Annotated in this window: 13 protein-coding genes; 2 read left to right on the forward strand and 11 right to left on the reverse strand. The window is 47.5% G+C overall.

All coding sequences use genetic code 11. The annotated features are described in order from the left end of the window. Positions 1-74: 74 nt before the first annotated feature. The 6 genes from I8J30_RS09965 to I8J30_RS09990 all read right to left on the reverse strand — a co-directional run bounded on the left by I8J30_RS09965 (position 75) and on the right by I8J30_RS09990 (position 4,746). On the reverse strand, positions 75-818 hold the full coding sequence (locus I8J30_RS09965; protein ID WP_210657792.1) for an SDR family NAD(P)-dependent oxidoreductase: 744 nt from the start codon (positions 816-818) through the stop codon (positions 75-77). A 191-nt stretch (positions 819-1,009) separates the two neighbouring features. Next, on the reverse strand, positions 1,010-2,395 hold the full coding sequence (locus tag I8J30_RS09970; RefSeq protein ID WP_210657794.1) for an MFS transporter: 1,386 nt from the start codon (positions 2,393-2,395) through the stop codon (positions 1,010-1,012). Continuing rightward, positions 2,392-3,042 carry an FMN-dependent NADH-azoreductase gene (locus tag I8J30_RS09975; RefSeq protein ID WP_210657796.1) on the reverse strand — a complete coding sequence of 217 codons (651 nt, stop codon included), beginning with the start codon at positions 3,040-3,042 and terminating at the stop codon, positions 2,392-2,394. Before I8J30_RS09975 ends, I8J30_RS09970 begins: the two co-directional genes overlap by 4 nt. Before the next feature lie 187 nt (positions 3,043-3,229). After that, complete coding sequence (locus I8J30_RS09980) at positions 3,230-3,688, reverse strand: cupin domain-containing protein (RefSeq protein WP_210657797.1); 459 nt, start codon at positions 3,686-3,688, stop codon at positions 3,230-3,232. A gap of 57 nt (positions 3,689-3,745) precedes the next feature. Next, positions 3,746-4,237 (reverse strand): cupin domain-containing protein, encoded by a 492-nt coding sequence (locus I8J30_RS33955; RefSeq protein ID WP_210657799.1) that lies wholly within the window; start codon positions 4,235-4,237, stop codon positions 3,746-3,748. Between the two features lie 11 nt (positions 4,238-4,248). Beyond that, the gene (locus I8J30_RS09990; RefSeq protein WP_210657802.1) at positions 4,249-4,746 is read right to left on the reverse strand and encodes a cupin domain-containing protein; all 498 of its coding nucleotides are present in this window, start codon (positions 4,744-4,746) and stop codon (positions 4,249-4,251) included. Between the two features lie 224 nt (positions 4,747-4,970). Between I8J30_RS09990 and I8J30_RS09995 the strand changes: the two genes are divergently transcribed. Next, positions 4,971-5,474, forward strand: a complete 504-nt coding sequence (locus I8J30_RS09995; protein ID WP_210657804.1) for an RrF2 family transcriptional regulator — start codon at positions 4,971-4,973, stop codon at positions 5,472-5,474. 82 nt (positions 5,475-5,556) lie between these two features. Here the strand turns inward: I8J30_RS09995 and I8J30_RS10000 are convergent, their stop codons facing one another. Beyond that, positions 5,557-6,444, reverse strand: a complete 888-nt coding sequence (locus tag I8J30_RS10000) for a LysR family transcriptional regulator (RefSeq protein WP_210657805.1) — start codon at positions 6,442-6,444, stop codon at positions 5,557-5,559. A gap of 119 nt (positions 6,445-6,563) precedes the next feature. Here I8J30_RS10000 and I8J30_RS10005 point away from each other — a divergent pair, with 119 nt between their 5' ends. Continuing rightward, entirely contained in the window at positions 6,564-7,751 is a 1,188-nt protein-coding gene (locus I8J30_RS10005; RefSeq protein WP_210657807.1) for an MFS transporter, read from the forward strand. A gap of 80 nt (positions 7,752-7,831) precedes the next feature. Here I8J30_RS10005 and I8J30_RS10010 read toward each other — a convergent pair whose 3' ends face one another. The 4 genes from I8J30_RS10010 to I8J30_RS10025 form a co-directional block, all read right to left on the reverse strand. After that, positions 7,832-8,008 (reverse strand): hypothetical protein, encoded by a 177-nt coding sequence (locus I8J30_RS10010; protein WP_210657809.1) that lies wholly within the window; start codon positions 8,006-8,008, stop codon positions 7,832-7,834. A 101-nt stretch (positions 8,009-8,109) separates the two neighbouring features. Then, positions 8,110-10,311 carry a protein kinase family protein gene (locus I8J30_RS10015; RefSeq protein ID WP_210657811.1) on the reverse strand — a complete coding sequence of 734 codons (2,202 nt, stop codon included), beginning with the start codon at positions 10,309-10,311 and terminating at the stop codon, positions 8,110-8,112. Positions 10,312-10,315: 4 nt separating this feature from the next. Continuing rightward, entirely contained in the window at positions 10,316-11,062 is a 747-nt protein-coding gene (locus tag I8J30_RS10020) for a protein phosphatase 2C domain-containing protein (protein WP_210657813.1), read from the reverse strand. Positions 11,063-11,099: 37 nt separating this feature from the next. Then, the gene (locus I8J30_RS10025) at positions 11,100-11,930 is read right to left on the reverse strand and encodes a vWA domain-containing protein (RefSeq protein WP_210657815.1); all 831 of its coding nucleotides are present in this window, start codon (positions 11,928-11,930) and stop codon (positions 11,100-11,102) included. Positions 11,931-12,204 lie beyond the last annotated feature (274 nt).

Here is a 12,204-nt window from a genome sequence, read left to right on the forward strand (position 1 = left end):
GCATGTAGTATAACAAAATTGGATTATACAATCCATAAAAAGTCGTTGTGACGTGACCTGAACGAATGGATCACTTATACAGCGGTTTGTCCGCCGTCGACGGCAAGATTAGCTCCGTGAATGAAGCTGGCACGATCCGTCGCAAGAAAGACGACCGCCTCGGCAATCTCATCCGCGGAAGCAGGACGGCCTGCCGGCGCTTGGGCAGCAAGTTGATCAAGACCTTCGCCCATTGCATTCGTTCCCTCGGTTCTCGTAGGTCCTGGGCTGACGGTATTGACACGGACACCTTTCGGGCCGTATTCAGCTGCCCACGATTTGGTGAGTAGGCTAACAGCCGCTTTGCTTGAACCATATAGACTCATACCGGACATTCCGTAATCGGCGAGCATCGTCGATATGTTGACGATGGTCCCCTTTCCACTTTCCGCCATCAGCGGCGCCAGTTCGGCGACTAAAAAATAGGGAGCTTTGACGTTCAGCGCGTAGACGCGTTCAAAATCTTCCTCCGTCGTTTCATGCGTCGGACCAAACGGGAAGACTCCTGCATTGTTGACAAGAATGTCGACTAGGCCGTTACCCAGTTCGACTGCGCGCTTCGCCAGGAGCCTCGCGCTCGACGCGTCGAATAGATCCGTCTGCACGAAATCTGCCTTTCCTCCCGCTGCGCGGATAGCCGCAACTGTCTGTTCGCCACGCTCCCCATTGCGCCCCGCAACCACGACATGAATGCCTTGTGCGGCAAGCTTATTCGCAACTGCTCGACCAATGCCGCTTGTTCCTCCTGTAATAAGTGCTGTAGCTTGTTTCGTATTCATACTATTTTATCCCCTTCGTTTTTTGGAGTGTTTAATCCATTCTTGTTCGAACCTCATACTAACAATCATTTTCTGGATTGTCAACTCCAAAAAATATTATGAGCTCAATCCGATACCTACAAAGCCGCACAAAAAACACTAAGGAAAGATCCTTAGTGTTTTTTAGGATTCGGATTTCGCTGTCTTATCAACTAAGCAACTGTTTTGCTATCCATCTTGTCGCCCTTGCTCATTTTAGCTGCTCGACCAAATTCCACATAATAAAGTGACGCCATCAGAACGATCAGAACAGCCAGTGCCAAGAAAATATTGCTATATACGAATGTAGTGCTATCCTGAGGAATTGGATTTATACGAACGGCCGATGTGCCGAAATCCAGTACTTTGCCGATTGTTGCCGTTGATGCAGCCAAAGATATAAATGTGACCATATTGTACAGTCCCAGTCCTACGCCTATATGTTCATTTGATAACGTTCGTGAAACGGTGTTCGACATCGCGATCTGCATGAACGATTGACCCAGTACACTGAAAATCAGAAAAATCGCGATATAGACCGGCGACATGCCAACAATTGAAGACAAACAAATGAAACCGATTATCAGAAGCGACGCTGCCGTATACACAAGAAACGGATTTCCCTTATCATCCGCCAATTTGCCGCCTCCTCGACCCAAAAACGCGGCCACCAAGGCTGACGGCAGCATAACCATTCCGATGAATACCGGCGACAAGTGGTTTACGGAAGCAAGCAATTGCGGTGTAATGAATTGAATGGCAAAGTTAATGCCGAGCATCACGAAAGTAATCAGCAGCCCGAAAGAAAACGGTCTGTTCCGGAATAATGCCGGGTTAATAAATGGTGCTGAAGCATAGCGGATACGCAATATGAAAAAAAAGAGAATAATAGCCCCTGCCAAGGCAAACCCTATATTTCCGCCTGTTAAAGCAAGTAACAGAAGGGCAACAGCGCCTGCCAACAGTGATCCGCCAATAAAGTCCATTTTGCCGGCGACTCCCTTTTCATCGTCTAAATACTTTCGATACAGCGGCAACGTAAAGAGGGATAAAAGTGAAATAACAAATAAAATGCGCCAGTTCCATGCACTGCTCACCACCCCGGCAAGGATCGGACCGAGCGCCGAACCGAGTGCGAACCCGATTGCAACGGTACCCAGCGCACGCCCCCGCCGTTCCGTTGAAAAGTAACGAACCGGAATGATCATGGCAATCGCGGGAATGACCGATGCACCGGCTGCCTGTACGATGCGTCCCGCAATAACCATCCAATATTCAATGGCCACTAAACCTACAATGGATCCAATTGCAAAAAACAGCAACCCAAAAGTTAACAAACTCTTCAAGCTATAGCTTTGTGACAATTTCCCATAAGTTACGGAGCCGATTGCATATACAATCATGTAACCTGTTATCATCCAGCTTACTTGGGATGGCGTAAGATAAAACTCCTTGCTGATAGTTGGAAGTACAACATTAAACATGTTTGCGCTCATAACAGAGATAATAAGCGTAAAGACCATGATACCAAGCAATAATTCTCCGGTATTCTTTTTCATTTCTGAACCGGCATTTTGGAAAAATAGGTCGCGGCTCCCTCAGCTTCCTTATAGGCTTTTTCCAATATTTCATCCCGATTTAGAACAGCTGTCCCTTGAGCTCGGATGATCTGATAATCTTCAACCCCCAGGAATTGAAACATCGATTTGAGATATTTATGAGAAAATTCAACTTCCGTATACCAATCATTATTCGTGTACACGGCGCCGCTTCCTTGGATAACAAGAAGGCTTCGACCGTCCTTCAGCAGCCCTACCGAACCATTCTCCGTATATTTGAACGTTTCGCGAGGGATCAGGATGTTATCCATATAATCTTTGAGTTTGGATGAAATATTGAAGTTATGCAGCGGCATTGCGATGACATACTTATTGGCGCTTTTAAATTGTTGCAGGATCTCAGCCATGCGCGATGTCACTTTCTGTTCTTCGGCGTTAATCGGCTCGCCTTTTGCCAGCTTGTCCCATGCGCTCAGTACCGTTTGATCGACCGCGGGTACTTCTTCGCTGTATAGATTAATTTGTTCGATGGAATCACTTGGATTCATCTCTTTATAGGTCTTCACAAAATGTTGAAGAACATTCGTGCTGACGGAAGATGCGGATTCTACTTTCGGATGGGCATTAATGATTAGCAATTTATTCATATCGAATCTCTCCCTTATGATAATCTCTTTATTGACGATAATATATATCGTCGATTAACTATGTCCATAATATATGCTTTTGATGAGGTTCTGTCAATCCAATTGCAATGGGAATTGAGGAAGAGTGAAGCAATGCCGCAAAAAAAGAAATCCGCTTTGCAGAGCGGATTTCCAGCCTTAAAGCTTGTTATCCCAGCGAGATACCGATAGAAGCATTATCTTCGGGGGTGCCGAGCCAATAACCGTAAGCTAGTGCTACTGTAACGAAATGCATTACAACTTCCGGTGCAGGCGGACCCGGTGGTACCGTATCGGCGGGACGGCCGATTTCACTAAAAAACTCTCCCATTTTCACAGTCGATGCGACTAACAAGGTTACGGTTTCACTCGAGGAATTTCGCCAAGCGTGCTTTACGTTCCCCGGAATATCAATCGTATCTCCTGCCGTAACCGTTCTCCAACTGTCTTCCGTGAAAGCTTCGAGCTCGCCCGAAAGTACGACAAAAGTTTCGCGATCGTCATGACTATGAACAGGTACGATAACACCCGGTGGAACTTCAGCCTTCATAAGGGAATAGTCCCTATTTTCCGACAAATCCGTTAACAGTTGAATACGCGGTCCCATGACATCCAATAGTGCTGACATAATTATTTCCTCCTAGTGGCTCTTTAATGAATTGAAATGGATATGAAGTTCGCAAGGTTATTTATGAAGTGGCGGTCCCACTATAAGTACGTGAAAGGTTTTACATATTTCTTCCATTTGGTCTAATGGCAACCCGTTTATTGACTGCCAAAAGGCTTCTTCTCCTCCGGGAGTAAACATGATCTGTACATGTAACCGAGAGGCGCCAAAATTAGCGAAAGCATGAGGAGTTCCTTTCGGAATATTGACGATATCTCCCACTTCCGCGTTGAACTCCGCTCCATTCACATGAAATCGAGCCTTTCCTTCCAGGATGCGGAATATTTCGTCCGTCCTCTGATGAATGTGTAGCATAGGTCCGTACGGCGGCTCATTCTTCGGGTCCATAATGACTTCAATTAAGGAGTAGGTTCCATTGGTTTCTTCGCCTTTTACCCGAATTCTGTACCTTTCTCCGGGAGTGTGGATCAAGTCGATCCACTCCGATTCCTCGTTCTGCTGAAAAATGCCATGTAGATCTATTACGGGTTGGTCACGATGTGTTGTCACGATGTTAGGCCTCATTTATTTTCAAGTGGCGGTCCCGTGAAGATGACCTGATATTTGGTTCTGGACAGTTCGATTATTTCTTCGATTGTTTTACCGACACAATCCTGGAATGCGAGCTCATCTCCCGCGGGAGTAAACGTAATCTGCAAATGCAGCGGCGTTTCCAAGTCAAAATTAGCGAAAGTGTGCGCCGTACCCTTTGGAACGACAACGATATCCCCCGCTTCCGCATCGAGTTCTTTGCCGTCCAAGTAGAATCGCGCTTTTCCCGCAATGACGCGGAATATCTCGTCGGTTCTTTCATGAATATGAATAGGTGGTCCGTACGATGAACCATAGGAAGAGTCCTTGACCAGATCCAAAATGGAGTATGCGCCATTGGTATCTTCGCCTTTGACGCGAATACAAATTCGTTCTCCCGGCACGTGTTCCACTTGTTGCCATTCGATTTCTTCATTCCGGTGGGAAATAGCTGTGCGTTCCATTGCTGCTTCTGGATGCTTGTTCATGCAGTCTAACCTCCGTTATTTTTGTTCTCTGAGCTGTTCCACAATCGTCGACAATGTTTATCGCCTATAAACATTGTCTATAATATAGCGATTAACGTCGGGCTTGTCAATCGACCGGACAACGCATTTCGACTTGCAAATTCCGCCAAGCCTCGATTGACAAGGGTTATGAATCCACCTAAGATGTTAGTATTACGTTTTGAGTTCAGAAAGCAGGTGTTTGCATGCAGTACAGTATAGGTGTTGAATATGCGCTGCATTGCTTGGTATATTTAATCGACACTCCGTCTGATGCGACTATAGGGATTAAAGAGCTCTCTGCGTTTCAAGGCATTTCGGAGACCTATTTGTCCAAGATTTTCGGAAAATTAACGAAGGCGGGTATCGTTCGTTCCGTTCCCGGGGTAAAAGGCGGCTATAAATTAGCCAAGCCTCCTGCGGAAATCTCGTTTTGGGATGTCGTCGAAGCCGTTGAAGGCAAGTCCCCAATTTTTCAATGCAAAAATATTAAGGACAACAGTTATTTGTGCCGTGACGAGGAGTATGCGGCGTGCACCAGAGCCACTCCCTGCGTCATTAACTTAACGATGCGCGATGCCGAGGAAACCATGCGTAATCAACTCCGGAATAAGTCGTTGATATGGCTGAACGAAGAGCTGGATCGCGTGCTAACTCCTAAGGCTCGCCAAGAGACGCGCGACTTTTTTGCCCAGGGCACCGGTGGTTAATCTCTTCTCGAGGCTTTGACTCTACCAAACAAAAAATCACAGCCGCATACGGCTGTGATTTTTGCTGTTTAATTTATGGAATTCAATGATCGGATTGGTTTCTGGACTCGAAATATTCGATAACCACATCGCGAAATTCCATCGCGGCCGGCGAAATATAGCGACTTTTGTGCCACAATAATGCGATTTTGCGCACCACTTCGTGCGTCTCTACCTGGAGATATTTGATTTGTGCTCGCTCATTTCTTGCCGTGCTCGGGATGAAGGCGATGCCAATTTCGGCTTCCACCAGATTGACCAATCTTGCCGGTTCATCCCCTTCGTACACATAACGAGGTACAAATCCAAGCGATTTACAAACCTCGTCTATTAAATCGCGGGTACCATATCCGACTTTCACGCCGACAAAACATTCATCTCGCAGCTCGGTCAACGATACGCTTCCTCGATCCGCAAGCCGATGCCCAATTGGAACGGCGACAAGGATGGGGTCGATGTATACGATTTGACATTCGATGTCATCCCGTTCGACCGGAGGCGAGGACAAACAATAATCGACTTCCCCTCTCTCCAGAAGCATGATCATCTCCTGTGTGGTGAGCATTTGTACGTGAAACTGAATATTGGGCCGCTTTTTTCGAAATTCCCTAAGGATACTCGGTAACACGCTTGCGCTGGTTACCCCCAATTCAAGCGTGCCATGATCGGGGCTCGATAATTCGCTTAGCTCCAGTTTCCCCTGTTCCAATTCGAACAAAGCCCTCTCTGCGCGTCGAAGAAACCTTCTTCCGAACTCGTTCAATTGCAGCTTCCTGCCTACCCGGTCGAATAGTGAAACCCCCAGATCTTCCTCCAGGCGCTGAATCGTTTTGCTTAATGACGATTGCGTAACATGCAGTGTCCGGGCAGCTTCGGTCACATGTTCAGAACGAGCTACCGCCAGAAAATAGTGCAGCTGAAGAAGTTCCATTATTGCACGCTCCATTCATTACTTCCAGTCAATGAGATTATAGCATGCAATGCGTTGGAATAAATAATTGAGATCAAGTATGATGATGACAATAAATTTTCATAGGGGGACTGCACATCATGAATCGTAAACTCATTCTTTATATTGTTGCGTTTGCCGCATTTCTTGGGCCGTTTACGCAAACCATTTATACCCCGGTGCTGCCCGAGGTCGCCAGTGAACTCCACTCTACTTCATTCATCGTAAACTTGACGATTTCAGTGTTCACCTTGTTTCTTGCAATCATGCAGATGATCTATGGTCCGCTCACCGATTCAAAGGGGCGCCGCAAAGTTATTCTTTTCGGAATAACACTGTATGTTATCGCTTCGATCGGGTGTTTTTTCTCCGCAAACATAGAGCTGCTTATCGTCTTCCGGGCGTTGCAGGCTATCGGAATCGCTGCGGGATCGGTCGTTGCCGTTACGGTCATCAGCGACTTGTTCGATGGAAAAGAGCGCGGACAAGCGATGGGGACTTTTCAAATGTTGGTCTCTCTAGGACCCGTGCTCGGGCCGGTTATCGGCGGCTTTCTAAGCGGAATGTTTAATTTTCACTCCGTGTTTCTCGCTCTTGCGGCAACAGGTATGCTTGTGCTGATTTTCAACTACCTCTACTTGAAGGAGACAAAGCCGGACAACGTCGAAGCAGGGCGTTTTCAACTGAGGGATTTTGCGGCGATTTTTCAGAATCGGATCGGATCATCCATCATTTATCTTGGCTTTATTCAATACTATGTGTTTTACGATTTTCTTGTCTTCCTGCCGAGCATCCTAAGCGATCGATACGGCTTGTCAGCCGAGCAGAAGGGACTTGTCTTTCTGCCGATGTCGCTTGGCATCGTGGTTGGCAGTTATTTAGGCGGGAAGATCCAAGCGCGAATGGATGGCGAAAAGCTGCTCGTTCTGACGACTTATCTATGTGTGATTTCGGTAGTGTTCTTCCTTATCTCTTATTCATTTTCATTAGGCTGGCTGCTGGCCGGCATCATCTTCTTCGGTTTATCACTCGGGTTCTCGCTTCCCGTGCAGACGACGCTGCTAACGAACGCGTTCACGAAGAACCGTGCGACCGCCGTTGGAGCCTACAACTTCTTCCGATATATGGGGATGGCTTTCAGTCCGATCGTAGGCAGCCCGCTCTACCACATCGGCGGTAATTACTTGTTGTTTGGTTTTATCATCATCGTTTTCCTGGCTTTTGCCTTGCTGCTGTCGCGACGTTTACTTGGCGCACAAGCAAATAGTCCCTCCCTTGAAAAGGGATAAATTGGGCCTGATGGTCAGAACATAATCGCAAAAGCAAAAAACGTCCTAGCCTTGGACGTTTTCTGGAAGCAGTTATTCGCTTACTTTGTAATGACAGCAATGATTTTATTCAAAGGCACGAATACTTTGGTCCCCAACAAGGTTCTCAATACGACTATGCCGTTGTTTACTTTAATGACCCGACCCCCGATTTCCTCAGCCGAAGCTGTTTTAAGCACGACAAATTTCCCTCGCAGACGGTTCAAGAGTGTTAGCATGGCGTTCATCCCCCTCTCGTTACTACTCATTCTATGAGCGTTGAAACGAGAGGGTTCGGGCTTGTACGCAAGATAGTGAAAAAAAGTGTGACCGGCGTGATTCACCTGCGAAACAGGAATACTTTCTTTACGTACCTTGCAAAATGAACATTCTTGTACGATGCCATTTGTTTGTTTAGTGCATGATATTCCTCCACTTTGTCTGAATACCGTTTACCTCGTTCATCGATTTGCCTGTCAAAGTGATGAAGCTCGTTCATAAGCCGGTTTTCGGCAGCCTCCACTTCCTTCGTTAAGGAATCCCGTTCCGGAAGGTGAGTCTGCTTAATCACATCCAACTTTTCCTGTGCAGCGGTTATATAGGTTTGTTCCGCATCGTTTAATGTTGACTTCCGATCTTTAAACTTTAACGTTATGGCGGAAATTTCAGTGCGAGGAAGGACTTGAGGAATTTTCGATCGATGCCTGCGTTCGATTTTTCTTTTCCAGTCGACCAGCGCTTTCGCTTGAGATCGGCTCATGCCTACATGAACCGAACCGCCGTTTGTTAATATCAAATAGGCCTTGTCGATTTGTTTGCGGCCATAGGACTGATTGATCGTAATGTCCAAGAAATCAGCAGGCGTACGAATACCGTTCTTTCTTAAACGGCGTTTCGTCTCATCGTCGATTTCCGGAATCGTTTCCTGGCTGATCTTATGTTTGGTTATCTGCTCTTCCAACCATTTTTTTTGGAATGAGGCCAGTTTGCTCGAAAGCTCCGTTTTTTCCTCTTGATCAAGAGTTCGCCTTTCGCCAACTAATCCGCTTAAAAATTGATGAAGCTCCTTCTCCACCACTTTTGTTTCTTGCCTTTCCCGATAAGCCTCTTCCTCGAGCCTCTGTACGCAATCGTTTAACAATTCTTCTTCAATTTGACTAAAATTACGCTTAATTTCGTTTAATTCGTTCATTTCATCTCGCAATACGGATAGGTCAAACTCCAGCCTCTTCATGTTTTCATTCCTGGCTCTCTTCTCCCGGACGACGGGAATCTTCCTATATCTCCAGCTTAAAAAAACGATCTCCGTTCCAACACCTAGTATCGAACTCAAGAGTAGCGCCAAGACCGGGGCACTACTGTACAAAATCGTTCCGGCTGACGCTGTTGCGAGTAAAATCAGGTAGGAAATGAAGCTTTCCTGCAAAAGCAGATTTGGTAATGGCTGCTTGTGCGGCGTCTCTTCCAACGTAATATGGTCCAAAACCCACGACGCTCCACCGGAATACGAAGTTTCAGGCGGCGATACGGCAAGAGCCTTCTGCGGCTTCCGCTTTAAGTGCCGATCATACAAGGCCGTCAGTGAAGTTTTAAACGAAGTCGTCTTAGAGAATGCCGAGATATAAAGGCTTGAAGGCTGCCTAGTCTTCTCTTCCGGTTCGGGATTGTGGAGTTTCGGCACCTCCGGCACTTCAACTGTAACGAATTGACGAAGGGAGTTAACTGACGATCGTACTGTTTCGTCTTCCATATGCGCCAGTAATTCGAATGCGCGTGATGTTTCGGGACTAATATAATCATTCCTTCGAAATAGGAGGCTCTCCTCCAGCTCTCCCGCTTCAAGCGAATGCCATAATGAGGGATCGGCACAAACGGCTGTGATCGATATCCATACGACCCAAGCCGAGAAGTGATCGATATAGGGGCCGAAATGCCCCTCATTCCTTCCAGGGTGTTGATAGTTTCGGTGACCGAGCTCATTGCTTGGCATGCCGTCTAACCCGGGGACGTACATCCCGTCGTAGTCGATCAAAATGATTTCATCATCGTTGATCAATATATTTCCATGCTGAAAGTCGCCATGTCCAATATTGGCCGTGCGCAGTGCGCGGGTCATGATGATCCATTTATCGGAGAGTTCTTGCAGCAGGTCGGAACGATGCAAATTCCGACCCATGTAATCGAGCAGCGACTCTCCCCCCACCCATTGCATTTTCACGACGGGGAACCACTGGCCGTTGATATGAACGCCTTCGGAAAGGTATTCGAATGGGACGAGGTACGGGAGAGGATTGGAGCGTAAATGCAAGCTGATGGCATCGTAACGGATCTTCTGATCTTTTACATTGGTGGTGAAGCACCTGACCGCCCACTCTCGTTCACCACACTTCAGTTTGTACACGGTGGCGAAGCTTCCCGATATCGGACGGGGCAAACCCAGCTTATCCAATTCCGGCAAGCCTGCCTGCAGCTCCGGGTCCTTAAAGCAGATACGCGGATTTTGAATGGCTTCCCTATAATCCTGCGGAGTGGGCCAGTACATCGCCTCACTTCCCTTTTACCAGTTTTAGACGTATGAAGGTAACGTCATCGTTCCTTAAATAGAAACGGCCTTCTCGGTGAGTCCGCCGTCTTTCTTCATGCACGAGATGATTGAAGTCACGTTCGCCGCCCAGCTTATGAATCAGCCATATTACGCTGCGATCTTCCTTGTAGCGAGTCAACAGCCAACAGGCTAGGGCATCGGTCATCAACCAGAACTCGTCTCCTGCTTCGGCGGTACCGCTCCAGCTGTGAACAAACGCTTTAAGCTGGGCATTATTAGCCGTGTTACTGGAGATGAGGACAGGTCGACGTAGAAACTCATCGACATTGCTTAAAGGAAATGAGGCGAGCATCGAATCCCCTCGAACATGAAAAATGCAGCTGTCTCCGACCGCCATCGCGTCAAATGCCGCAGACTCGGCATCCCTCGCAATTCGGAATGTGATCCCCGCTAATGTGGAAAACGCTCCGCTGCTGAGTTTCTCCTGCGCATACCAAGGGAGATTTTTGCCGTTGGTTTTTTTCTGCCAAGCTTTCGATAAGGGGAAAACCGATTTATGGATCTGCATGCCGCCGAATCTGCCGAAGCAATAACCGCTTACCAGTAAATTCGCCCACAGTTCAGCATAGGAGGATTCACTGGCCCCATCCGCTATGGCGAATCTGCAGATTGTCGTCTCCTTGTGAACATGTGTGCTGCTATGGGAGGCATCCTCGTATTCATCGCTGCGATTCCCTGCCTTCGGCATGATAAAACTTTCTTTTTCGATTCGCATAACTTACGCCCTACCGAAGATTGGCCGGACGCGTACCGATATCAAGCGCCTGGATCACGAGCGTTATATCCGCATTGAGCACAAAACCTCTCGCTCCATCGGCAAGATTCAAATCGTATTCCTGATTAGCGACTTGGATCATAAAAGGCGTTAACGGACTTGAGCCTTCGTAAAGCACTCTGGAATACGCGTCAGGCAGCGCATCCGCGGTTTCGGGAAAGCGGAGCTCCACCGCGCTCGGACTATCGGAAATGTGCAGGTTGAATAGCAGTACATTTCCGTCATCTGTCGATAACGTTCTCAATTGTTCCATATCATGCGTCGGATCGCCGTCGGTCGATTCGCCGTCCGTGATATGAATGACAACCGGCGGAAAACAATGCGTGTACTCACTGATCCATTGAGCCAGGACAGTTTGAGCCGCTCTGACCGCTTCGCACATCGGCGTGCCTCCGTTTGCTATCGGCTCAAACCAGACCGGAAACTTGACGAGTTGATCAACCAACCCTCCTGCCCCATCGGGAACTTTTTTCAGACGTTTATCCAGCTTTGACGGGTTATCGGCAATTTCGCTAATCGGCACCACTTCTCTCCCCGCTAAAACTCCTCCGAACGCCGGCCCGACACCGGCGCCATAGCCAATTACGCCGACATGATAGTAATCGCGTATTCCCTCCGACTTCGCGCACTTGATAACGAGATTTTGCAATAACCGGTTGATGGCGTCTGAAACGCTCTCGGCCTTGGTGCTTGCCCCGAACGGATCGGACATAGATCCGGATTGGTCGATAATAAACAAGATACACGACGGATTCGATCGACTGATTTCAGCTGAATACATGTGCTCACCCCTCACAATAGGTACATGCTTATACCTATTCGAACAGGGACAAAGTATTGACAATAAAAAAGAAGCTGGCGCAGATGGACTGCAACAGCTTCTTAGTTTAGGGGATTTAAAATATCGTATCCCGTTCGTATAGCTTAAAGAAAGGACATTTCCCGGGCACCTATAGTGAAATGCGAGCGAGGAGCAAATCCTATCTCTGATTTTTCCGAATTCGAGTAAAGACCAGGAGCCCCGCGATCAACATGGCGATGTAACCTATGTTTTG

The sequence above is a fragment of the Paenibacillus lignilyticus genome, assembly GCF_017942085.1.
Taxonomy (GTDB): Bacteria; Bacillota; Bacilli; order Paenibacillales; family Paenibacillaceae; genus Paenibacillus_Z; species Paenibacillus_Z lignilyticus.